Origin of the sequence: Algoriphagus halophilus, from assembly GCF_900129785.1 — a bacterium.
Lineage (GTDB): Bacteria > Bacteroidota > Bacteroidia > Cytophagales > Cyclobacteriaceae > Algoriphagus > Algoriphagus halophilus.
The window spans coordinates 201,357-226,077 of sequence record NZ_FSRC01000002.1 but is presented as its reverse complement, the minus strand read 5'-3'; the positions used below and the strand labels follow the sequence as shown (position 1 = coordinate 226,077).

The following is a 24,721-nucleotide window of genomic DNA, read 5'->3' as shown; positions in this document are numbered from 1 at the left end:
GAAATCCAACTAGCACTCGTAATTATTTGGAATTGATCGTAAAAGAACCGGATAATCCCTGTCCATTTACCCCTAGGCCTTTTACATATACACTCATAGGGCCTCCATTCTCATTGGTGTAAAAGGTGATGGTGACTGTTCCATTATCATCCGTAACTAAATATGGATTCCAGTATAAAGTTTGTCTTTTGTCAATCAAGTCAGGATCGTTTTCCTGCGAATAATCCATTACATAAATGGGCTTATAAGTGGTATAACCTTCGACAGTATAAGTATTCAAGCCTTCTCCAGACATCAATGGATTTTCTGCATTGGGATCATATTCCTTCAGATAAACAGCAATTACACCATTTCTACCCTGATCACCTAGCATAGATACCGTTCGAGTTACCACTTCCACTCGGTCAATGTCCTGAACATTAATATTCCTTAAATTATCAGCAGCGGTAGTAGCACCTGTTTGTGCCAATATTGTTCCATTCACCATTACTAATGGCTCTAGGTTTCCATTTGCTGAAACAGCACCTCCTCTCAACCTGATTTGTTGCTGTCCAGAGGCTCCCGCTAAGGTTACTCGCATACTTGGAACATTCCCTGCCAAACTATTGACCAAATCAGCGGTATTGCCAGTGGCCATTAATTTTTCTCCGGGTACAATATAGTTTGGAGTGCCATAGAGGGCTTTTTTCTCAGTTTTTTCTTTTGCTTCTTCTTCCTCGGGAGCATCTTCTTGTTCTTCTAATAACGGTGGTTCAGGTCTGATAGAAGTGGATACGGTTTCCTTTTTTGGGAAATATGCATTCGTTGGAAGTGCTACTGGCGCCTTTAAATCATCTATTAATTTTACGGTGCCTGCTGTATTTCCTTTTTTGTCCGTGGCTTTAAATGCAAGTTTTAAAGGGCCGTAAAACTCCATTTCTTCCATTGTGAATTCTCCATCTCTATTGGATTCTAGGTCCACCATTCCCTCAAAATCGTTGACAAAGGCCGTAATCAAGGCAGAAGTGGGTTTGCCTTTATCATCGGTTACAAAGCCCTCCAAGGAAAGAGATTTTTCTACCGGATAAGTAAAACGGTCCAATCCCATGCTGGATGGAATGGATTCAAGTTGGAAGTCAGTACTGATATTACTTGTTTCCTCAATAGGTAAAACCTGTGTTTGATCTACTACAGCCACAGAAATATTGGAAGAAAGAGGCATCTGTTTTTCAGAAAGCGTTTTAATTGTCAAAGTGACTTTTTCTTTTTTTCCATAATCCTCCTTATCGGCCGTTACCGCGATTCCAGTAGGCTCTCGAAATTCTCTGGATTCAAATTCTACCACTCTTTGGTAAGGAGTTAGTATGCTGACAGGTTCCACAAAATAATGGTTAGGGCCATAATTTTTTTGCCAATTGGTATAGGCTCTTAAGAAATAATTTTCCTGAGAAAGCGTGTCAGGAAGTGAGAAATTTCCAACAGCAATCCCATCTCGTATTGGAAGCTTCTTTTCAATAATCAAATCTCTATTTTGATTAATCACTTCTACATACAATACCTTGCTAAGTTCATCCCGTAAGTATGGATTCCCATATTTAAAATAGGCCTTTAAATAGAGTTGATCTCCCGCGTAGTAGTAAGGTTTGTCTTTATGGACAAACACTTTCTCCTGATAATTTGCGGCTGTTTTTTCTAAGTCTTGAAGTTGGATGGCTTTCTCTGCATCATAATCCAAAGGAAGTAGAGTAGAAATTCTTTTCCGATCCATATCTCCTGAGAATACCAAATCCTGAGGGTTTAAGACCATTCCGTTTTCCTTGACACGCACCGTGTTTTTATACACTTCTAACCAGGAAACAGGGTAAGGAGCATCCTTATAAGTGTTGACTTGAGAATATCCTTTTTGGTAGTGAATCTCAATTCTTCCTTTCAAATTGATCAAATACTCACCCTCTTTATTTGGAGCAGGTGTGACCAAATTATCTGGTTTGTAAGGCACTACTGATTTACCCAATTCGTTTGCGAAAATATCTGAGCGCATATTCATGGACGGAGACCCTCCTGGTTTATCACCGTAGAGGAAGAATCCTTCTTTTTCTTGATCACCAGTGATCATCGCTCGAAACATATTCATTGGAGATTTTCTGTAGACCTCAGCTCGGTTATTTTCCCAGGTACTACGTTGATCCTCTGTTTCTGGAACCATTTCTTCGAATCTGGCAGCACCAGCGATTCTATAGTTGGTAGGAGAGTCAAAAAACTCTTTTAAGTCAAAGCTGATTTTGTAGCCTAAATAATTATTGGTGATTTCTAAAGGAATCCCAGCCGTGGCTTGGAACGTGTTTTTCTCTTCGGGTTCAGGGAAATCGATCACCCAAGGGTTTTCAATAGTTGACTTACTGGCAATTTCGTCATTCCCTAAAAAGAGATTTTCAAATTTTCTAAGGTCTCTTTCCCAACTTTTGTCTCTAGAGGCTTTGATTTCCACATCGCTCAATTCCTGAGCAAAAGGTTGCATATTTAAGTTGACTGTGGAAGTGCCTCCTGGGTTGAGTGTTATTTTTTTGGTTTCAGCTACATAGCCGATAAAGGAGAATCCAATTTCCAAAGGGCCTGGTTCCAGATTTGAAAGAACGTATTTCCCATCCATGTCAGTGACTGTAGCGATGGTCGTATTATTGATAAATACATTACAAAAAGGCAAGGTTTCACCTGTTTCCGCATCAGTGACGACTCCAGTGACTGTGCCTGATTGGGCAAGAACCAAAAAGTGAATTCCAAGGAATACGAATAGGGTTGTTAAAATGAACTTCATGTTCTTTGTTTATAGTTGGGGTTTAAACTTTAAAAGTAAGCTATTGTTGATTAATGACGAATTTACCTTCCACCGGTTGTCCATCTGCTGTAATTCCTTTGATTTCCACCCACATTGGCGCAGCTGATTCTGAACTTTTAAATTGAATTGCTTGGGATAGTTCTTCTGTATTGGTGATTACTTCTGGATTCCAATACAAGGTAGGTTTCAACCCCCTCAACAAAGGATTGAGCTGTTGTTCCTCCACCACTTCTTGAAAAGATTTTTGTTGTTGAAATCCTTGAAGTTTGAAAGGAGTAAAATTATTTCTGATGGCGTCATTCGCCTTTTGAAGTTCTTCTCCAGTTTTCATGAAAATAGAGATAATGCCATTTCTTCCTGCTTCACCTAACATAGGGACGGTTCTTTTGATGACTTCCACTCGCTCAATAGCAAAGACATTGATTCCGGATATAATATCCGTTGCGGTACGGCCGGCAGGACTCCCCCCGCCGATCATAGGTCCTGATGGAGGATTCACAGGTACACCATCAATCATAACCAAGGGCTCACCTCCGTTTCTAAATCTGATGGATGGAGGGTTTCCAGTAACGCTCATTCCAGCCACCTGGCCTGCTAATAAATAAATGAATTGAGATGTGCTGCCATTCAATTGTAATTTGCTAGGGTCAACAGAACTATCAGGCTGTCCATAAATCATGGGGCCTGTTGGATCTGATTTCTCCTCATCAATCACAAATTCATCCAACAAAATCTCGCCCTGCTCCATGTTAGCCTGTATTTCCTGTGCCGTCAAAGGAGGAACATTATTGGATGTCAGTTTTGGGAAATTAAAATGAGTGAGAGGGCCCTCTAGGTGATAATCTTCTACTTCCAATGATATTTGCCTGATTGGAAAACCTTCTTTCGAAGTACCTTGTACCGCAATTTCAAATTCACCTTCAAAGGAGAGCTGAGGGATTTCAAATTCTCCATCCTTCCCAACTTTATACTTTTCTATGTTTCCCAATCCATTGATTAAGGCAGTTACGTTCCCTTCTATGGGGTTCTTATCAGTGTCCTGGATTTCTCCTTTTACAGTAAATCTACTTTCTATAGGATATTGGTATTTGGTGAAGTCCGTGTCAATTGGAACAGGAGAGAGCTCAAAACTTTCCTCAATGGTTTTTGAAGAGTTTACAGGATTACTTTGACTTAAATCCAATACCCTGATCGCTAGATCAGAAGCAATGGGTCTTCCCTGATCATCTCGAACCATTACATTTAAGTTGACTAGTTCTCCTGCCTGATATACTTGTTTGTCTGAAAAGATACTTACTTTTTTTGCCAGTGTTTCGGGAGTTGAGTTCAATGGTCTTAAGCTGGGATCTAGAATTTGAATAGGAAGTATTGTTCCTTGATGATTACCATAATTAAGGCTCCATGAGGTATAGGCCCTTATGAGATAATTTTGCTGATTCAGCCCTACAGGCAATTCTATTGAACCGAATGCTTTACCCTGGTTAATCTTGAAGATTTCATGGATTTCCTGGTAGCCTGTTGTATCTAAAATTTCTATGTGGAGTACTTTGCTCAATTCTGGTCCCAATAATGGGTTGGCATAAATCATATTGGCTTTGAAAAATAATGTCTCCCCTTTTAGGTAATGACTTCGATCCGTCTGCAAAAACACTTTTTCTTGCATGACTTGGGCATTCTTTTCAATGTTGGCCAATTGAAGGGTTTTTTCGCCATTGAAATTTCTTGGCAATTGATCTAAGGGATGGATCTCTGAAAAGCCTCCCTCTAGCATCAGCTGATCTTCAAAAACCACGGCTCCTTCAGACCTTACGGGAAGCTGGTCATCAGAATAACTAATCGATCCTTTTCCTTGGATAATAAAAGGCTTAGGAAAGGTTAAAAGATATTCTCCCGGATATTTACCAAAGGCTACCTGAATTCCTTCAGGTTCGTCCGAAGTACTGATTTCTCCAGTCAGCATTTGCCTTAATGTGAAAGCTGGGGAATTCAAGAAAATCTTTTCCCGCTCTGAATTTCTTGCTTCAATTAATTCAGGTACCTCATTGATTAAATCCAAGAAGGCAAGTTCGATTTGATCAGTTGAAATTGGGTCTTCAAGAGATTGAGGTTGGTCAAAATACAAGGTGAAAAGGAAGCCCGTTTGATCATTGATGAAAATCAGGTATCCATTGGTGTCGACCATCAGCTCATTTGAATTATCCTTTTCAAAAAACAGCAATCCTTCCGGGTTTAGAAGCCGTAGCTGATTCTGATACTTGCTGGTGAATAAAAAATGGGAGGTAAAATCTTCTATTAATTTCTCTCTCTTTTTTTCTGTCAATTTTAAGGCAGGAGGAGCCATTATTTTGGTAGGCAAAAGCGAAAAGTCAAAGTTGGGTACCTGTGTTTTCTTAAGCTCTATGACTTGTTGAATTTTCTCAAAACCTTCACCGATCAATGCAATTTCCCACCTTCCGGCAGGCATATTTGGAATAGTGAAGCGGCCTAGGGAATCTGAAAAAGTTTGGAAGGTAGAATTAGGGACAAAAACATGAATGTCTTTCAGGGCTTGCCCGGTTGATTCATCTGTGATTGTACCTGAGAAGTTGATATTTTGCCCGTAGAGGTGTAATGGAGCAATTAAAAAAAGAATACAAAAGAAAATTCGTCTAGAAGACCAAAAATGAATATTTCGAAACATTATGACAATTTAGTTTTCTAAATAAAACAAAAAAGCTCCAAATAGGAGCTTTTAGTTATGTTAAAATTTATTAGTGAAATTTCATTCTTTTTTACCTTCATCTGTGTCCAGATCATCTCTGTCTTTCAGCTTCTTATCTTCTACATTCTTATTTAAGAATTCATTGATTTTATCAATGGAAAAGCTGGATGAAATTTCTCCAAATGAATTAATGTCCATTTTGAATCCTTTCAAATCTTCATGCACTTTTGGATCGGTATCTTTCTTCTTTTTTTTGGCCATCGTCTTATGGTTTAGGCAATTACTGGAAGTGTATTTAACGCAAATTGAATGCGGTTGGACACTTCTTGAGCACCTAAAATAGCAAAAACTTCCATCAAATCCGGCCCAGCTCCCGATCCAGTTACTGCAAGTCGTACTGCTTGCATTACTTTCCCTAGCTTAATGCCTTCTACTTCTGCGGAGGCGCCCAACATGGTTTTGGCCGTTTCTGCGTCAAAAGTTCCTTCATAATGGGTAATTGCTTCGGAATAGTGTGTCAATACTTTTACAGCATCTCCATTCCACTTTTTAGCGGCTACGTCTTCATCGAATGAAGTTAAAGGAACAAACAAGAATTTACTTTCATTCCATAGATCCTGAGGGAAAGTTATCCTGCCTTTGGTTAATCCGGCTGCTTGTTCTGCCACTTCTTGTTTTAATTCAATTCCTTCTTTGGAGGCATCTTCAATGATGTAATTGGCAAGTTCCTGGTCACTTTTAGCTCTCAAGTATTGCTCATTGTACCATTTAGCTTTTTCTATATCAAACTTGGTTCCTGATTTGCCAATTCGTTCTACTGAGAACGCTTCTACTAATTCTTCTAAAGAAAATAGTTCTCGATCATCGCCTGGGTTCCACCCTAGGAATGCTAAGAAATTTACAAATGCATCAGGTAAATATCCTTGCTCTCTAAATCCAGCAGCAGTCTCTCCTGTTTCTTGATTCTCCCAATTCAATGGAAATACAGGGAATCCTAGCTTATCTCCATCTCGCTTGGAAAGTTTTCCGTTTCCATTGGGCTTTAATAAAAGAGGTAAGTGAGCGAATTGAGGCATGGTATCTTCCCAGCCAAAGAACTTATACAACAACACGTGTAATGGAGCCGAAGGCAACCATTCTTCTCCTCTGATGACATGGGTAATTCCCATTAGATGATCATCCACGATATTTGCTAAATGGTAGGTAGGCATTCCGTCAGACTTCATCAAGACTTTGTCGTCCAAGGTGCTGGAATGGACCATCACCCAACCACGGATCATGTCGTTTAATCTTACCTCTTCTTTTCTAGGGATTTTTACTCGTATTACGTAAGGATCTCCTGATGCTAATCTTGCTTTTACTTCTTCTTCAGGAAGAGTAAGCGAGTTCTTCATCTGAGTTCTAGTGATACTATTATATTGGGGTTGAACTACCCGAGCAGCGGTTAGACGCTCACGCATCGCTTCCAACTCCTCAGACGTATCAAAAGCATAATAAGCATGGCCAGCTTCCACCAAATCCAACGCATATTGCATGTAATCAGCTTTTCGTTCTGATTGTCTATAAGGTCCGCAGTCTCCAGGTTTCCATGGGCTTTCGTCAGCAGATATTCCTAACCAAGCCAATGATTCCTGAATGTATTTTTCAGCGCCGGGAACAAATCTCATTTGGTCTGTGTCCTCAATTCTCAACAAAAACTTTCCTCCCATTTTTCGGGCAAAAAGGTAATTGTAAAGGGCAGTACGTACACCACCAATATGTAAGGGGCCGGTAGGGGATGGGGCAAATCTTACGCGAACTTCTTTACTCATGCTTTGCTAATTATGCTTTCTGAAACTGGGTTTCAGGGATTTTTCATTCATTCAGGCTGCAAAGATAAGGAAATGTATGCCTTTACGTAAAGGGCTGCGGATAATCTTGTTTGGAATGGAAGTAATGGGAAAAGGATGAGATACTTTATCCTAGTAAAAAAAATCAGTTCTATTCTTTTTGGATAACCTTTCCCAAATAGCCCAAAAGAAAGAAAAAGGCAATGGCAATGATGCCTGGTACAGCAAAGATGAGCATTTGCCAAGTGTTTGAATTGCTGGACCAATTATCATCATGTCCTGAGTAATGGTTGGATACTTCCCAATCAGGCAATAAATCCAGATAGGATAAATAAATCAAATACACCGATAGGCAAAGGATTAAGACAGATAAAACCTGAAAGACACGGATAGCAACATGGGCCAATCCTTTTGCCGGATCTAGGGTGTTTAAAGAATTCATGTGGTAAAAAGTTTTAGTGAAACTAGATAGTATCGGTCAGATTGTCAATGGTTTAATTATTAAAACGAGTTAAATTCATTTTAGATGCAAAAAGAGCTTGATTGTATTTAAAACGAGCTGATCTTGGTATTTATTACCAAAGTTATACGAAAGTGTTTTTTCTTGCGGCCATTTTATCCATATCAGGATGGGCTCTATTACTTAAGAATATTTGAACCCTTCAATTTGAGTAAATGCCAGAGAATAGCGTTTTTCTAGACTATTCAAGATTGGGGTAAAGTCATTTTTGCAGGTTAAATTAGCAAAGACAATGGAAGTTTTCTTTAAAAAATGGTGTCTGCAAATAGGAGAAGCAGTTTTAAATTAAATAGTTTGAGACTATGATAAAATCCTTCTAGGTTTAGAAAACCTCAAAGGTTGAGCAATAAAAAAAGGAACCCATTACTAGGTTCCTTTTTTATGGAAAGAGCAATTGCTCTTAGTGTTTCACTCTGATTTTCTCCTTGATACGTGCAGCTTTACCCTGACGGCCTCTCAAGTAGAATAGACGAGCTCTTCTCACTCTACCTTGTCTCAATAGATCGATTTGCTCTATTGCTGGAGAGATGATAGGGAAAATACGCTCAACACCGATACCGTTAGAGATCTTTCTTACTGTGAAAGTTTCGCCATTGGTATTTGGGTTTTTACGCTGGATCACAGTTCCTTGGAACTGCTGAACACGCTCTTTGTTACCTTCTTTGATACGTACGTGTACGTTGATGGTATCACCAGCTTTGAAAGTAGGGAACTTAGCTCTAACCTCGCTGTATTCCGCCTCTACTATTTTAATTAGTTCGCTCATAGCTTTATCTTTTTATGCTTTCGCTTTTTGCCATCTCAGTGGCTTATTTAATTACTTCTCGTTCGATGCTGTATCGAAGTTCCCTTACTCCTGTCCGCCGAGCAGATCAGGTCTTCTTTCTTGGGTCCTACGAACCGACGCTTCAAATCTCCATTCATTTATCTTGGCTTCATGGCCTGAAAGCAAAACATCAGGGACTTTCATTCCTTCATATTCTGCAGGCCTTGTATATACTGGTGGCGCCAGTAAGCCGTCTTGGAAAGAATCTGTCAAAGCAGAAGTTTCATCATTCAATACTCCCGGAATCAATCGAATGACTGCATCAGCAACTACCGCTGCGGCCAATTCTCCTCCGGACAATACGAAGTCTCCAATGCTGATTTCTTTGGTGATGAATTTTTCTCTCACCCGCTCATCTATTCCCTTATAATGACCACAAAGGATCAATAGGTTTTTTTTAAGCGAAAGCGCATTGGCCATGGGTTGATCAAAAGTAGCTCCATCAGGCGTCATGTAGATGATATCATCATAGGTACGCTCTTGTTGAAGTGCTTCGATGCATCGAGCTATTGGCTCGATCATCATGACCATCCCTGCTCCCCCTCCAAAAGCATAATCATCGACTTGCTTTTGCTTGCCCATTGCATAATCTCTCAAATTGATCACACGTATGCTTGCCAGTCCTTTGTCTTCCGCTCTTTTCAGTATGGAATGGGAAAAGGGACTATCCAACAATCCAGGAACCACGGTGACTATATCAATGTGCATGGGTCAGTCTTCCAGATAAATTTCAAGTAAACCTTCGGGTAATTGACAGAAAACTTTTTTTGCTGCCTTGTCCACCTGTTGGATAATTCCATCTTGAATGGGTATCAAAACTTCCTTACCCTGGTGCGTCACCCCGAGGAGATCCTGTGTTTCCAGGTCATAAACAACCTGGACAGTTCCTATCAAACCTTTGGTCTCATCAAAGACCTCAAATCCGATCAACTCGTGGAAATAATATTGGTCATCTTCCAGTTCGGGAAGTTCAGTGAGTGGAAGATAAACTTCCGAACCTACTAATCCTTCTACTTGATCGAGCGAATCATAATCCTCAAATTTTGCCAATGCTTTATTTCCGGGTTGGAGTACAAAGTGCTCCAGGAAAAACGGCACTAGCCGGGATTTTTGCTCAAGGAAGAGATGTTCTAGATTTTCATAATCCTCTGGATTATCTGTATCCAACATCACGACCACTTCTCCACGCAGTCCATGAACTTTGGCTACATAGCCTAATTGAAAGCATTGCTCCTTGTTCATGGGGAGATTTTTTTATTAAGCTTTTGCTTCGTCGCCTTCTGCGGAAGCCTCAGGAGCATCAGTTGCTTCTTCTTCGCTTGCTTCTTCAGCAGCAGGATTGTTTGCAGCCTCAGCAGCAGCTAGAAGAGCTTTTTGTTCTTCTTCTCTTGCTTTGATAGCGTCCAATCTAGCCTGGTTCTTAGCTGCTTCAGCATCCAAAGCCTTCTGACGTGCGTCAGCTTTTGCTTTATTGATACCTTCAGTTTTACCAGCGATTTTCGCGTCTTTTTCGCTTAACCAAGCTTCAAATTTCGCGTCTGCTTGTTCTTGAGTGATTGCACCTTTCAATACACCAATTTGAAGGTGTTTTTTCAGCATGATACCTCTGTAAGAAAGCATTGCCTTTACAGTATCGGTAGGCTGAGCTCCATTCAACAACCATTTTAGAGCGCGCTCATTGTTGATGTTAATAGAAGCAGGATCTGTGTTTGGGTTATAAGACCCGATTTTTTCGATGAAGCGTCCATCACGTGGAGCTCTTGCATCAGCTACAACCACGTCGTAGATAGCCATTTTCTTTCTACCTCTTCGTGCTAATCTGATTTTTACTGACATAAATTTGTTGTATTTAGTGAGTGGATGGAACCCGTCCATCCTAATTTTGGAGTGCAAAGATAGTGTAAATCCTTGTAAAGCCATAAGTTGGCTAAAGAATATTTGCCAGAAAGTGGACGTTTCTTTTATCTTGCAAGTCGAATTGGGAGTAATTCGACTATTTTGCTTGAAAAAGACTGGAAATAGGCTTAATTAACCATTCCAGATAAAAAAGGGTTTCCAATTTGGGACAAAATCCTTTTCTTCGAATAAGTAACCTTTTCTGGCCCTGTAGTTCAACGGATAGAACAAGCGTTTCCTAAACGCTAGATCTAGGTTCGATTCCTAGCAGGGCTACTTTTTCTTTTTTTAATTGATTGGATAGAGTTTTAATTAAAAAATCCTCCGATTTAGAACCAACGACTAACTGATTGGCTCAAATAGGTAAAAGGAATAAGGCTCCATAATCAGATATTCATGGTCCATTCCAATTTCAAATTCCTGTCCACTCCAATGATCCACTAGTTTTTCAGGTACTGGTCTAATTTCTTTAAATGCGAACCAAGTTAAAAAGGATGTTTCAGCACTGAAATTAAAAATCCCGTACAATTTTTTACCTCCAAACTGGCGCAAAAAACCTGCAACATGGATGTTATGTGGTGGAATCCAACTTAAGTTTTTATGGTCAGCTACCACATTCAGTTTTTTCCTTAGTGAGATCAATTTCCGTGTCCCTTCAAAAATCTCATATTCAACACTTCCTTTGTCTTTTCGTTTTTCATTTTTTTTCCAATCTATAATAGGGCGGTGCATCCATCGGTTATCATAACTTTTTCCAGGATCATCCAAATAGCTGTAGTCATTGGTATAGCCTAGTTCATCTCCATAAAAAAGCATGGGAAGACCACCAATAAAAAATGAATGAGCCTGCATCATCAATATCTTTTGGATGGATCGTTGGATGCTGAATTCATTTTGGTCATTTATGGCTTTTTCAAGTCCACAAAGGGAGGCTAAAGAACCACTGATTCTGGCATCTCCAGTTTTGGGATTGGAAGAAAACAAAGCTCCTATTGAAGGACTATGTGGATGTATTCCTGTGAAATAATTTTTCAAAAACTGTCGGTGTTCGTATGGGTTTTTACCAGCCTGTTCGATCATATAATCATCATAACCTAATCCTATATCATCATGACAGCGGGTGTATGTAATCCAACTGGTACCTTCAGGCTTTTTGAGGATTTCATGTTGGGCAGCAAGCATGACCTTGGTTTCGCCTGATGCTAACATGTCCCATTGAAGCGCCATTTGAGTGGCATTGTATGCGAAATCGCATTCTTTGGCCAAAAAATCTCCCGTCCCGAAATAGTTGATAATTTCTTTTGGGGCCACGATCGCTTCCCCTAAAAGGGCCATCCCAGGTGTGGCGACTGAGACACATTGTTTGATAAGCCTGAGCAGCGTATGAGCCTGAGGTAAATTTTGGGAGCTGGTTCCGGTTTGCTTCCAAATAAAGGCAGGAGCATCTATTCGAAGTACATCCACTCCGAGATTGGCATAAAACAGAATGTTGTCCAACATGGCGCGAAATACATTGGGATTCATATAATTCAAATCCCATTGATAATTGTGGAAAACGGTCATTACCCATTTATTGCATTCCGGTATGAAGGTGAAATTACCTGGAGAGCTTTCGGGGAATATTTCTGGCATGGAAGCATCGTACTGGTTAGGGATCCAACGGTCGTCATACATGTAGAAATAATTCTGGAATTCTGGATCTCCTTTTTTGGCCTTTTCGGCCCACTCATGTCGATGGGAAGTATGGTTTAATACGATGTCCAGCATTAAATACATCCCTTTCTTTTGCATGGATTTTCGCAATGCAACCAGTTCCTCTAGCGTTCCATACCGCTCATCTACTTTTCGGAAATTTGATACTGCATAACCCCCATCACTTTCACCTTCGGGACTTTCAAACAAAGGCATGAGATGGAGGAAATTCACCCCTAACTCTTCAAAATATCCCAATTTTGATTTCATGTTTTTCAACTGCCCAGCAAATCTGTCTACATACAAACTCATTCCCACTAGCTCGTTACTGAGAAACCAGTCTCCAGTTTTTCCCTTTTCAGCATCTCTTTTTATCAAATCTTTCCCTCTTTCTGAGTTTGCTTTGGCTAGGGACAATATGAGTTGACCAAAACTCTGTTGCGCCCCGGGAGTTCGACCATAAATCTCATTATACAAGTCTTTTATAGTATCTATGGAATTGGAAAGTCGAAAGAAAAACGTGGAGTTTTCTTTTTGCGAAAAACCATTTTTTGATAAAATATCAACAGCAAAGGAATAAGCAGGTTGATCCATCATATTCATCGGGTGATTAATTATTAGTGTCCAATAGGGCCAGGGGTAGGGCCATCAGTAATATTTTTATTTTCTTTAATTCGAAGGACAGCCAAAGCTCCTATGAGCAATAGAATTCCTGCAAAGGAGATTGCAGTCCCTGGATTATTGTTTAATAATGTCTTGGAAATAAATCCAAAACTTAAGGTTTGGAGAATCATCGGGATCACAATCATCATATTGATGATTCCCATGTATACTCCATATCGTTCTTTCGGAATTTCGTTGACAACCAAAAGGTACGGGACCCCCATCATACTTGCCCATGCGATTCCAAATCCTGTCATCGGAGCAAATAGTAAGTATTTGTTTTCAATATGAGGAAAAGCAAGTAATCCTACTCCGGCCATGATCAGGCAAATGAAGTGTACTTTCTTTGGGCCAAATTTCGTGGCCATTCTTGCCAAAAAGAAGGCAGAGAGAAAAGTAACTACATTGTACCATCCATTGACAAGTCCTGTCCAACCTACGGCTTCCTCATACAATGATTTGTTTTCTAGAGGGGCAGTGTTCCAGACAGATTGGGCAATACTTTTTGCTGCGTTTTGCCAATAACAAAATAATGCATACCACTGGAAAAGGTAGACTAAAGCCAGTTTCCACATCACGGAAGGCATTTGTGTCAATGCTTCGATAATTTCAAGGTTTTGGGCAAAAACTACTTTTAAAGTAGGGTGATTTTCAGCCCAATGAATTGTCCTTCTGATGATTTTACGATCAAATAAAGCTGGGATAACTAGAATGAATAAGACTAAATAGGCAAATAGGGTGGTGAGAATAGATAGGAAAAATTGGATGGCAGGATGTGGCATGCCTTTATTCCTTTCATTTAAAATCTCCAATTCTTTTTCTGAAGGTGGGTATTCTGGAGTTTTGGAAATACTCCAAATTACCGATCCAATGGAGCAAATCGTCCCTAAGAAGAAAGACGCATACACCCAAACAGGCAGTGAACCTGCAATTCCTGGAATGTATTTTTGGAATATGAATAAAGAGATGTTAGCTAATGTAATGCCCAGTCCTGTGAAGAAACTTTGAGTTAGAAAACCTTTACTGTATTGTTCATCAGGAAGCACATCCGCGATCAAAGCCCGATAAGGCTCCATAGCTGTATTATTAGCGGCATCTAATACCCAAAGCAGACCAGCAGCCATCCAAAGAGAGCTACTGAATGGGTAGAAGAAAAGGCAGATACTACACATCAATGCCCCGATGAAGAAAAATGGTTTTCTCCTTCCAAACCGAGGACTCCAGGTACTGTCACTGAGAGCTCCAATAATAGGTTGAATTAACAAGCCGGTCATGGGGCCAGCGAGATTTAAGATGGGGATTTCATCTGGTGCAGCTCCCAACATATCATAGATGGGGTTGACTGCACTCTGTTGTAAACCAAAACTGTATTGAATCCCAAAAAAACCAACATTCATGTTGATGATCTGGGAAAAGGAGAGCTTGGGCTTTCTCATTGAATTAATTTGAGTTCGGCAGATTGGGTTTTTTGAAAAAAGAGTCAGAGCCCTTTAAATCAGCATTCAAAATACACATTTAACTCTTCAATCAAACAAATAGAGCCTGTCATTCAATTCTATCCATCTAACTGATGTTCAATAGGAATATTAAAAAAGTGCTATTTCAAACGGTTGAAATGAAAAAAATATCCCCAAGACTATTTTATGTTTTTTTCAATTTTCTAAAAACTCTTCCATTTAGCACTCATAAATCGATGGATTTCCGATTTATTTGAGTTGTGCAGGATTTGGCAGAAAGCCTTTTGTATTTGTCTTTACCAAAAATGCATCGCCACTTTGAGGATACTCTTTTAATTGATCTTGGGTTAGATTTTCTTGGGCTGTAGTAATCAATAGATGGTCTTGGTCTTTTCCTCCGAAACAACAGGAAGTCACATGAGGAACCGGAAGTTCTATTTTGTCTACTAATTCTCCAGAGTTTGGGTTCCATCGATAGACTCCCGAACCACCATAATGAGCAACCCAGAGCATCCCTTCCTGATCGATACACATACCGTCTGGCGTTCCGATGTCTTGAGGTATTTCCACTGCTATTCTTTTTAATTCAATTGCCCCAGTGTCTATGTTAAAATCAAATTCCTGTATTTGTTGGGTTGGAGAATCAATAAAATAAAAAGTTTCGGAGTCTTTGGTCCAGGCCATTCCATTGGAAATGGTCAGATCGGAAAGTTTCTTTTGAGGTATTAAATCTTGATCTATACAATAAAGTGAACCTGCGCCTTTAGTGAACTTAGTGCTTAAAGTTCCTATCCAAATCCTGCCTTTAGGGTCTACTTTGCCATCATTGAATCGATGAAGGCTTTCTTCTGGTTCAACTTCCAAAAGCCAAGTCAATTCTTTTGTTTCCAGGTTGTAGCGTGCTAGTTTCCGGTCCAATCCTAATATTAAATTGCCGTCATTCCCCTCCAAAACAACAGCTGGCCTGTAAGGAAATGAAATTGAATTTGTTTTTCCAGAGCTAATTTTATGTTCAAAGAGTTTCCCATTTTCAATATCAACCCAGAAAAAGCTTTGTCGGTCATGATGCCAATAGGGGCCTTCACCTAGAAAGCATTGGGAGGGAACGGAAGTGTAGTTATAGGTCTTCAATGTTGTTTAGGTTAAATGTTTTATAAACCTTCGAGTTGATTTTTTAGTCGTACCTCCTTCAAAATGACGCCTCAAAGGTTACGAAAATATCGTATTCCGTATTTCTCAATTCGCATATCATTGATGCCAATACTGAGCTATTTTTTTCTTCAAAAACCCTACACTTCGCTCGAGCTGATCCATCCCATCAACCCCGTCTTCAATGCTGATCCAAGAGTCAAAGCCCACTCTTTTTAATTCAGAAAAAATGGCATCGTAATCATTCATGCCTTGGCCGATTTCTCCATGACTTAGTCTTTTGGCATAGCCTTGTGCTCCTCCTTCTTCTTTTCTCAGATCTTCTATAGTACCATTTTTCAGATACCGATCACTGGCATGCATGGTGACTACTCTTTCTGATACATCATACAATAAATCCAATGGATCTTCCCCTGCTAAATAAGTATTGCTGGGGTCGTAGTTTACACCGAAATAGGGATGATGAATGCTATTGACCAGTTTTGTGAAAATCTCTCTTTTTTGTGCAAACTCAGGGTACTCCCAAAAATCATCTTTGTAATGGTTTTCTATAATCAAGGTAATTCCTAATGATTGAGCATAAGGGAGACAGGTCTCGATACATTCTTTAGCTAATTTGATTCCTTCCTCGACTGATAATTCAGGTCTATATTGACCGGAAAGAACCCGACAATATTTGCCTCCCAATTCATCGGTCATTTCTATCCAACGCTTTTGCTTTTGTATCTCTTTTTCCCGAAAAGCCTTGTCTCGATGTGTGAAGTCTGGAGAGCAGCACATCATTGGAATGACCATTCCTTTATCCTCTACCATTCTCCTGAATACAGGCCAGTTTTTCTTGTTTTCCATTTCCAAAAAACCTGCATACCACTCCAGCCCATCAATGTCCAGGGGAGCAGCAAGATCAATCCATTCGGAAATTTTCATGGACCCGTCTTTACAAAGGGCCTGCATAAATGCTTTTGGGAAGGCGGCTATTTTAGGCATTTGAGTTTCGTGTTAATTCTTTTTATGAGGGATAGTAGTCGAATCTTTTGGGATATTTCTGCCAATCATCGGGAATTGTTCCAAATCAACCACTTGCCCACTGATTGGACCACTTTCATCAGAGAGCCAATAAATCGTTGCCGCTGCTATTTCCTCAGGCCAAATGATTCTTCCGGCAGGAGCGTACATTTTAGATAATTCCTTGTACCAAGAATCTGCGAGTCCATGTTCTTTTTTACGTTCAATCTCTTTTTCTGTAAGTACCCATCCAGGATTTATTTGGTTGACTCTCACCCCATTTTCTCGAAATAAAGAATCCCCCAAATTCCTAGTCATGGTCATTAACGCTCCTTTGGAAATACTGTATGCCAACAAATTATCCTCACCGCTCCACGCATTGATTGAGCCAATATTGAGCACTGCCCCTCGACTTTCAATTAAATATGGAAGAGCTGATTTGATCAAAAATAAAGGAGCAAATGTATTAATGTCTAGTATGCGGTTTAAAAATGCTTTGTCTGTGTTGTGAATAGTAGAAGCTGCCACGAGTGCAGCATTGTTCACAATAGCATCTAATCTTCCCCAAGTTGCCATGGCTAAGTCTACTAAACGTTGTCCAGCCCCTTCATTAACGATGTCTTCAATGTGTAGCTTGGCTTGTTCAGCTCCAATCTCCTCAACCACCTGAATCCCTAAATCTTCTTCCAGTCCATGAATGATAACTTTTGCACCTTCTTCAACAACCTTCTTGGCAATAGCTTTACCAATACCCATGGTACTTCCAGTGACGATGATGACTTTTCCTTTGAGTCTCATATTAAACAGGTTTTAAAACTGATTTGACAACTTGACCATGATGCATTTTTTGAAATGCTTCTTTCCATTCGGTAATAGGCCAAACACCTCCAATAATGGGTTTGACATCCAAAGCTCCACTGGCAAGCAAGGCTATGACACGTTCCCAAATCGGCCAGTTGTGGCTAAAACTTCCTTGAAGTCTTACATTTTTCTGAATGATAGGATCCAAGGAAAAATTGCAAGGTTGAGGTCCCCAACCCACTTTCGTGATTTGACCATTTGGTCGAACTAATTTCATGGCTATCTGTAAGGTAGCACTTACCCCTGCAGCATCAATGATTAAATCAGCTCCTAATCCATCTCTTTTTCTAGCCCAATGTTCGGCATCTCCTATAATCACTTCACAACCGTACTTTCTGGCAATTTCTAATCGACCTTTATCAGCTTCTAATCCCAATACAGCTACTTCGGCTCCACAAAGTCTAGCCACAGCTGCACAAAGAATCCCTATCGTTCCAGGGCCAATGACAATTACCCGATCTCCAGGTTTTATGGAAGAATTCCCAACTACAGCGTTATAAGCAACACAACAGGGTTCGGTCAGGCAAGCTTCTTCAAAAGAGAGATTCTCTGGGACGGTATGAAGACATCTGGCAGGAACTCTAACAAAGCGTGTCATCGCTCCATTTACCCCATATCCAAACCCCTTTCTAGTAGGGTCTAAATTGTATAAGCCAATTTTGCTCATGGGGTTCTGCTTGTCTATCACTGCTGCAGTTTCACTGACTACTCTATCTCCAACCTTCCATCCAGAAACTTTATCTCCAATAGCGGCTATTTTCCCTCCGAATTCATGGCCTAACACCACCGGATAGTTTACCGGCCAACTGTGATCTGAAGTCCATTGATGAAGATCACTGCCACAAACTCCTACATTCTCTACTTCCAGTAATACATCTTCTTCTCCAATTTCAGGAATGGAGATTTCTCTGATTTCAACTGAATATTTTTCTTCAGCATAGTTTACTACTGCTGCGGATTTCGTGCTGGACATGATTTAGGGTTTTGTAGGTAAAACAGTTTCTTGACTATGGATAGCCTCACAAATCATCTTGAGGGAACTTTCCAAATCTCCACTTGCAGTTTTGAATGAGTCTGCATCGATGGTCAATGGTGCTCCCAAGACCACTAATGGAGCCCCATATTGAGGGCATTTAATGGCTTGTTCTAGGGAAAGTCCTCCCACTGCCTGAACTGGAATATTAACAGCTCCCACTACTTCTTGAAGCTGATCAAGAGGACTTGGCATTCTTCTACCAGAAGCAGCTATACCCCTTCTTTCATCGTACCCAATGTGATGGATCACATAATCACAGCCTAAGTCTTCTAAAAATTTCGCTCCTTCCACCATATCGGGAAAGACCATATTATCTCCCATGACTTTTACTCCGAAATCTTTCCCAGCCTGTACCACACATTTGATGGTTTCCTCATGGGCTCTTGCCATGACGACCACGTGGGTAGCCCCTGCTTTAGCCATCATCTCCGCTTCGAGGTAGCCTCCATCCATGGTTTTGAGGTCTGCAACTAAGGGGACGCCTGGAAATGCTTCTCTGAGTTTTCTGACGCCATGAAGTCCTTCTGCTAAAATTAATGGAGTTCCTGCTTCTAGCCAGTCTACTCCTGCACGAATGGCCATCTCAGCGGTTTCCAGGGCTTCATCGATATTTGTAAGATCCAAAGAGATCTGTACAATAGGTTTCATATGTTTTGGGTTTAATTGGAAAAATTAGATTCTTAATATAACCCATTTTTGAAAGTCTACTTTCTGTCTCTTACCTGAACGGTAATTATTTCTAGGGATTTTATCGATTCAGGCAAAAAAAAACTCAGCCATGGAGGGCTGAGTTTAGAATGGTGGTTTTTTTTATTGTTGAAGTCTTGCTTGTACTTCCTCGATTAGACCCTCATATTTTTTTAGGATACGAGCCCAATCTTCAAATTTCTCATCGTCTTTTACGGTTACTGAGTTTTGTCCGTCGAGGTAGGCCTCTTGGCTAATTAACTTGATTGCGTAGGCCAATTGGTCTGAATTTCCGCCACTACTAACAATTACCCTTGTTCTGATGACACTGGACTGGAAATTCTGAACCTGCCATGAAGTAGTCAGATAACCTGTGTTGTAGTCAACGGTTTCTAATATGTCGAAGTACCTGGTGATAATCGAGCTTAAAATTCTCCAAGCTTCTTCAGAAGTGTATTCCGTATTGACAGGGACAGTGATTCGTACATTTGCCAAGTCTGAAGATACAGAAGAGGTGTAGGCCTCGTCTACATTCATTTCTATGAAATCCGTCACAGGAGGTTCCTGCATATTTGGTTGGTTGTAATAATTTTTGATGTAGCGTACGTAACCATCTTTAGAAACACGAACTTCCACACTTCCATTTTTAGGAACCTTCAAGTCATAGCTACCTGTACCTACTCTCTTTCCTGCAATTTCAATGGCAGCATCATTTGGGTTGGTCGTAATCTTCACCAATCTGTCTTCCAATTGAGCGATTTCTCTTACCGGTGGTTCTGGATCAGTATCAGGTTTGTTACAGAATACTTTGGTGTATTCAACATATCCGTCTTTGTTGACTGTAACAGTTACGCAATCATTCAAGGGGATTTTGATGTCTTGGTTTCCTCTTCCAACGCTGACTCCATTTGCAGTGACCACCCCATCTGCTGGAGTTACTTCCAGTCTAACTTGGCGATCCTTCAACTCAAAATAATCCTTGGAAGGAGGGGTTTCCCGGTCAGGGGAATTGTAATAACTTTTCGTAATGGGCGCAAACCCTGGTTTTTTTACTTCTACCGTGTGAAAACGGTCTTTTTGAATGATCAGATAAATAGCTTTGGTCCCGATCATTCTTCCATCCACGTAGATTTCTGCATCATAGGGTTCGGCTGTAATCTCAACTCTTCTTGAGTCTAAAGAAACATATTGCTCTTTATCCCACTTCAGGTCTTTGTTGAATTCTTTAATGACAGGTTCGTAACCTGGCTTGGTTACCTTTATTCTATTTCTACTGTCTTTTTCAAGTTTGTACTCTATAGCTCCTGTTCCGAGTTCCTGTTTGTCAGAGTCATCATAATCATTCAACAAGATGAATTTAGCATCTGAATGATTTGCAGTAATCTGAAGTTTTTGGGAATATGAATAAGTAAGGGTAAGAAGAAATAATAAGGTAATGGTGAGTAAATTTTTACACTTCATAAATTGGTGGTTTGCGTTTAGCTTTCGCTAAATAATTCAATATGAAGTATTAATGCAATATATTCTCAAAGGAATTGTCCAATTATTCCCCAATTAAGCCCATACTTTTTTTAAAAAATTCAACCAATTTCCATGCATTACCTTTGCCACATCCTGGTCTGAGTAGCCTCTTATCCTCAGTAAATCAGGGACTTTGTCCAAATCTTTGATGGACTCTAAGTCATAAGGAGCTTGCTCTTTTCCGAACGCCCCATCCAAATCCGAGCCAATTCCAATGTGATTGGCATTTCCTGCCACCTGGCAAATATGATCCAAATGATCTAAAACGGTATTCAATGTTACATCACGTTCTTGCGGAGTAGTTTTCCCTCTTTCCCAATCAGGACTAAGCATCCAGGCATCCATAGCACCTCCTATTACAGCACCTCTTTCAATCAATGCTTTAATCATTTCATCCGAAAATTGTCTATTGTGATCAACCAAGGCGCGGCAGTTATTATGGCTTGCCCATACAGGGCCTTGATAAATATCCAAGGCTTCCCAAAATGCCTGATCGCAAAGATGGGTAGCATCCAAGATGATTCCCAATTCATCCATTTTTCGAAGTAGCTCTTTTCCATTTTGATTTAGTGGAGCAGAGGCATCTGTTCCGTGGGCATATCTTCCTGGGCCGTAGTGAGCTGGTCCCAAGGCTCTTAATCCATATTCATAAGCTTTTTCCAAATAACTCACATCGATAATGGAATCTGCGCCTTCCAGAGATAATATAAAACCTATAGGCTTTGCAGAATTGTCTTGCCCATTCTCCCAAAGAGCTAGATGCTGGTTTAATTCCTCCAAATTTTGGATTTGAGACATTTCTCCTTGATCCACCATTGCTTGATACCAAGCTAATTGTCCTTGGGTTTGTGCCCATGCTTGAGCTGGAGAATGCCATCCTGGCAAAGAATTGTCTGGGGCTACATACCTTGCAATTTGGGTGGCTACGACTAAGCCAATGTTCCCTTTTCTAAGCTCAGGTAGTGAAACTACTGCATTTCCACGATCAGGTTTATCCTTTAATCCAACTTCTCTAGCATTGATTTCAGAAACTGGGCGAGTCAGATCCCGGTTCCATTCCAATGCATTCATACTTAAGTCCAAATGGGCATCTATTGTAAACATGTCTTAGAAACTTTGAAGGATAAAAACTGTCGGAATTTTGTGTAAGTCAATTGGGAGTTTTTTCCATTCTCCAATGGTTTTGGTGAGGATCAGCTCATCCATGGCCGTTATGTTTTTTGCAATGCAAAGTTTGGTATTTGAGGAAAGTGTTCTCAAACAATCCTCTAACATTTGGTTATTTCTAAATGGAGTTTCCATAAAAATCTGGGCTCTCTTTTCTCTTAGGGATTCGGACTCCAATGCTTTTAATGCAGCTGCCCGGTCTTTTCTATCTATGGGGAGATAGCCATGGAAGGCAAAAGATTGTCCTGAAAAACCTGAGCCCATTAGTGCCAAAAACATTGAACTAGGTCCGGAAAGTGGGACCACCTGAATTCCTTTTACGTGCGCATGCGCTACTGCCAAAGCTCCTGGGTCTGCAATTCCTGGACATCCAGCCTCTGAAATGATTCCCATATCGGCACCATTAAGGAGAGGTTGCATTAATCGGTTGATCATTTCAGGTTTTGTTTTTTTATCCAAAATCTCCATATGGATTTCCTCAATATTTACTCCCAATTTCAGGCTGCTGATATAACGCCTTGCAGTCCTTAAATTCTCTACCAGGTACACCTTGGTATGTTTGACCACCTCTTTGATTTGAGGGCTGATCACCTCATTGGCAGTGTTTTCTGCAAGTACATTGGGGATTAGAAAAAGTTTTCCTTTGGGCATTTTTTTGAATTCATTCTGATATTGCTCGAAAGGTAAGGTTAATATGGCAAATTCATTAACTTAATAGCATACTAGAAAGAAGGTCTATTTATGAAAAGAATGAAGTTTTTGTTTTCAGCAGTATTTACCCTTATCTGTTTTTCTTCCTTTTCCCAGAATATGAAAGCCCTGGTGGGAGGAACGCTCATCGATGGCTTTGGAGGTGTCCCAATCCAAAATTCTGTGATCTTGATTCAAGATGAAAAGATTGTTGCTGTAGGTCAGGAAGGAAGTTTGGAGGTGCCGGATGGAGCGGAAGTGATTTCGACGGAAGGAATGTCTGTGATGCCGGGATTATGGGATATGCATGTCCATTTAATGATCAATGGTCATAGTGATTATACACATTGGGATAGTACTTATATAAATGTGTTGGACCCGGTAATTATGCCAGCCTCTGCCCATCAGTTATTACTTGCAGGGGTAACTAGTGCCAGAGACTTAGGAGCACCATTGGAAGCCAGTATCAATGTTAGGGATAGAATCAACAGAGGAGAAATACCAGGACCAACGATTTATGTTTCTGGTCCCTTTATTCAAAAAGCTCCTTACCCAAATACAGAAGCATTCCGTTGGGGAATAAATGGGGTAGCTGATGCGAGGGCGAAGGTTAAAAAGCTGGCAGATGCCGGGGTAGATGTGATCAAGCTGATTGATCAAGATCAGATGACATTGGAGGAAGCACAGGCAGTGGTAGATGAAGCTCATAAATATGGTTTACCGGTGGTAGGGCACTCACATCGGCCTGAGGAAATTAGAATAGGCCTTAAAATAGGAGTGGATTGTTTCGAACACACTGGGTTATCTTCTGCGCCGGAATACCCTGAAGATATTATGCTTATGATTCAGGAAAGAGCTGCCAAAATGAATATGGGGCCATTGTTTTGGACTCCCACGGTAGAAGGCTTGTATAATTATGAATCAGTTAGAGATAATCCAGAAAAATTAGATGATCCATCCTGGCATTTGGATCTACCGGATTCTATAATCGCAGATATCAAAGCTTCATTAAAATACCCAGGCAGAATGCCTTATTTTCAATTGACACCCGTGAGGAAGCCTACTTTGGAACGCAAATTCAATCAACTTAAACAAAGTGGGGTAGTGATGTTAATCGGAACGGATAGCGGAATTCCAATGAAATTTCATAGCCAAAGCACATGGAATGAATTGGATGTGTGGGTAAATGAATTTGGGTACGACCCTATGTTAGCAATTAAATCCGCAACCTATTGGCCCTCCGTTGCCATGGGAGTTTCAGATCAGGTAGGAACAATCTCAGAAGGGAAAAAGGCAGATATTATCGCAGTAAGAGGAGATGTACTAAGGCATATCAGCCTCTTGCAGGATGTGGACATGGTAATCAAAAATGGTAAGCGAGTAAAATAAAGCAGATGATAAAAGAGCTGTTCATTAATTGAACAGCTCTTTTTTTAATTCATGAAATTAAGGACTTCAGCAATGACTGATTCGGGTTGTTCTGCATGCAACCAATGACCTGCATTGGAAATAAATTCCACTTCGTATTTCGGGAAATGTTGCTCAATATCAGACAAGTCTGATTGTTGGATATAATTCGAGTTTTCTCCCGCAAGAAATAGGGTCCTACCATCATACAGTTCACCTTCTTCTAAGGCTTTTCCCACCTCCTCGATATTTTTGGTAATCACTGGTAAATTGATTCTCCATACAAAACCGTTAGAGTCTCTCCCTAAGCTTTTAAGTAGAAACTGACGGATTCCCAACTCCGGGATATAACCTGCCAAGATATCATCGGCTTCTTTTCTGGATTTAATAGAAGATAGATCAATGGCATTTAAGCCTTCTAAAATTTTCTGGTGATGGACTGAGTAATATCTCGGAGAAATATCTGCTACAATTAACTTCTCCACTTTTTCGGGATAGGTGCATGCAAACTTCATTGCTGTTTTTCCTCCCATTGAATGTCCCATCAAATAAACCATGTCCAGTTTCTGGTCATCCAGAAGCTCTTTTAAATCTTCCACCATGACTTTGTAATTCCACTCATCAGCGTGCGGAGAATCTCCATGGTTTCTTTGATCTACTAAATATAGGGTGAAATGATTTTCTAAACCTTTGGCAATACTGAGCCAATTATCTGCGGAACCAAAGAGTCCGTGAAGGATCACAAATGGTTTGCCAGTTCCTAATTTTTTAAAGTTTAATTTCATTTTGAAATACGAAT

21 protein-coding genes and 1 tRNA gene are annotated in these 24,721 nt (G+C 40.3%); 2 read left to right on the top strand and 20 right to left on the bottom strand.

The annotated features are described in order from the left end of the window. Positions 1–22: 22 nt before the first annotated feature. The 9 genes from BUR11_RS12960 to BUR11_RS12920 form a co-directional block, all read right to left on the bottom strand. Positions 23–2,794 carry a TonB-dependent receptor gene (locus tag BUR11_RS12960; protein WP_074225419.1) on the bottom strand — a complete coding sequence of 924 codons (2,772 nt, stop codon included), beginning with the start codon at positions 2,792–2,794 and terminating at the stop codon, positions 23–25. A gap of 40 nt (positions 2,795–2,834) precedes the next feature. Continuing rightward, a complete protein-coding gene (locus tag BUR11_RS12955; protein WP_074225418.1) occupies positions 2,835–5,495 on the bottom strand; it encodes a carboxypeptidase regulatory-like domain-containing protein in 2,661 nt (886 codons plus the stop codon). Positions 5,496–5,576: 81 nt separating this feature from the next. Continuing rightward, positions 5,577–5,777 (bottom strand): hypothetical protein, encoded by a 201-nt coding sequence (locus tag BUR11_RS12950; RefSeq protein ID WP_074225417.1) that lies wholly within the window; start codon positions 5,775–5,777, stop codon positions 5,577–5,579. Positions 5,778–5,788: 11 nt separating this feature from the next. After that, positions 5,789–7,327, bottom strand: a complete 1,539-nt coding sequence (gltX, locus tag BUR11_RS12945; protein ID WP_074225416.1) for a glutamate--tRNA ligase — start codon at positions 7,325–7,327, stop codon at positions 5,789–5,791. A gap of 169 nt (positions 7,328–7,496) precedes the next feature. Further along, on the bottom strand, positions 7,497–7,787 hold the full coding sequence (locus tag BUR11_RS12940) for a hypothetical protein (protein ID WP_074225415.1): 291 nt from the start codon (positions 7,785–7,787) through the stop codon (positions 7,497–7,499). 478 nt (positions 7,788–8,265) lie between these two features. Continuing rightward, complete coding sequence (gene rplS, locus BUR11_RS12935; protein ID WP_008198488.1) at positions 8,266–8,631, bottom strand: 50S ribosomal protein L19; 366 nt, start codon at positions 8,629–8,631, stop codon at positions 8,266–8,268. A gap of 84 nt (positions 8,632–8,715) precedes the next feature. Beyond that, positions 8,716–9,399: a tRNA (guanosine(37)-N1)-methyltransferase TrmD gene (trmD, locus tag BUR11_RS12930; protein WP_074225414.1), complete on the bottom strand. Its 684-nt coding sequence runs from the start codon at positions 9,397–9,399 to the stop codon at positions 8,716–8,718. 3 nt (positions 9,400–9,402) lie between these two features. Further along, a complete protein-coding gene (gene rimM / locus BUR11_RS12925) occupies positions 9,403–9,933 on the bottom strand; it encodes a ribosome maturation factor RimM (protein WP_074225413.1) in 531 nt (176 codons plus the stop codon). Between the two features lie 15 nt (positions 9,934–9,948). After that, positions 9,949–10,527 (bottom strand): 30S ribosomal protein S16, encoded by a 579-nt coding sequence (locus BUR11_RS12920; RefSeq protein ID WP_074226123.1) that lies wholly within the window; start codon positions 10,525–10,527, stop codon positions 9,949–9,951. A gap of 264 nt (positions 10,528–10,791) precedes the next feature. Between BUR11_RS12920 and BUR11_RS12915 the strand changes: the two genes are divergently transcribed. After that, positions 10,792–10,863: transfer RNA gene (locus BUR11_RS12915), tRNA-Arg, on the top strand. A 66-nt stretch (positions 10,864–10,929) separates the two neighbouring features. Here the strand turns inward: BUR11_RS12915 and BUR11_RS12910 are convergent. From BUR11_RS12910 to BUR11_RS12865, 10 genes are all read right to left on the bottom strand, one after another. Then, on the bottom strand, positions 10,930–12,876 hold the full coding sequence (locus BUR11_RS12910; RefSeq protein WP_074226122.1) for an amylosucrase: 1,947 nt from the start codon (positions 12,874–12,876) through the stop codon (positions 10,930–10,932). Positions 12,877–12,896: 20 nt separating this feature from the next. Next, complete coding sequence (locus BUR11_RS12905) at positions 12,897–14,378, bottom strand: MFS transporter (RefSeq protein ID WP_074225412.1); 1,482 nt, start codon at positions 14,376–14,378, stop codon at positions 12,897–12,899. 270 nt (positions 14,379–14,648) lie between these two features. Continuing rightward, positions 14,649–15,530: an SMP-30/gluconolactonase/LRE family protein gene (locus BUR11_RS12900; protein WP_074225411.1), complete on the bottom strand. Its 882-nt coding sequence runs from the start codon at positions 15,528–15,530 to the stop codon at positions 14,649–14,651. 117 nt (positions 15,531–15,647) lie between these two features. Further along, positions 15,648–16,535 (bottom strand): sugar phosphate isomerase/epimerase family protein, encoded by an 888-nt coding sequence (locus BUR11_RS12895; protein ID WP_074225410.1) that lies wholly within the window; start codon positions 16,533–16,535, stop codon positions 15,648–15,650. Positions 16,536–16,547: 12 nt separating this feature from the next. Beyond that, entirely contained in the window at positions 16,548–17,351 is an 804-nt protein-coding gene (locus tag BUR11_RS12890) for an SDR family NAD(P)-dependent oxidoreductase (protein WP_074225409.1), read from the bottom strand. Between the two features lies 1 nt (position 17,352). After that, the gene (locus BUR11_RS12885) at positions 17,353–18,387 is read right to left on the bottom strand and encodes a zinc-binding dehydrogenase (protein WP_074225408.1); all 1,035 of its coding nucleotides are present in this window, start codon (positions 18,385–18,387) and stop codon (positions 17,353–17,355) included. A 3-nt stretch (positions 18,388–18,390) separates the two neighbouring features. Next, entirely contained in the window at positions 18,391–19,098 is a 708-nt protein-coding gene (locus tag BUR11_RS12880) for an orotidine 5'-phosphate decarboxylase / HUMPS family protein (protein ID WP_074225407.1), read from the bottom strand. A gap of 162 nt (positions 19,099–19,260) precedes the next feature. Continuing rightward, positions 19,261–20,598 (bottom strand): PEGA domain-containing protein, encoded by a 1,338-nt coding sequence (locus tag BUR11_RS12875; protein ID WP_074225406.1) that lies wholly within the window; start codon positions 20,596–20,598, stop codon positions 19,261–19,263. A gap of 93 nt (positions 20,599–20,691) precedes the next feature. Continuing rightward, positions 20,692–21,762, bottom strand: a complete 1,071-nt coding sequence (locus BUR11_RS12870) for a dipeptidase (protein WP_074225405.1) — start codon at positions 21,760–21,762, stop codon at positions 20,692–20,694. A 3-nt stretch (positions 21,763–21,765) separates the two neighbouring features. Then, entirely contained in the window at positions 21,766–22,476 is a 711-nt protein-coding gene (locus BUR11_RS12865; RefSeq protein WP_074225404.1) for an SAM-dependent methyltransferase, read from the bottom strand. Between the two features lie 99 nt (positions 22,477–22,575). Between BUR11_RS12865 and BUR11_RS12860 the strand changes: the two genes are divergently transcribed. Continuing rightward, positions 22,576–23,904, top strand: a complete 1,329-nt coding sequence (locus BUR11_RS12860; protein WP_234982166.1) for an amidohydrolase family protein — start codon at positions 22,576–22,578, stop codon at positions 23,902–23,904. A gap of 44 nt (positions 23,905–23,948) precedes the next feature. On the opposite strand, the gene BUR11_RS12855 is transcribed toward BUR11_RS12860, so the two are convergent. Next, the gene (locus BUR11_RS12855; protein ID WP_074225402.1) at positions 23,949–24,707 is read right to left on the bottom strand and encodes an alpha/beta fold hydrolase; all 759 of its coding nucleotides are present in this window, start codon (positions 24,705–24,707) and stop codon (positions 23,949–23,951) included. Positions 24,708–24,721 lie beyond the last annotated feature (14 nt).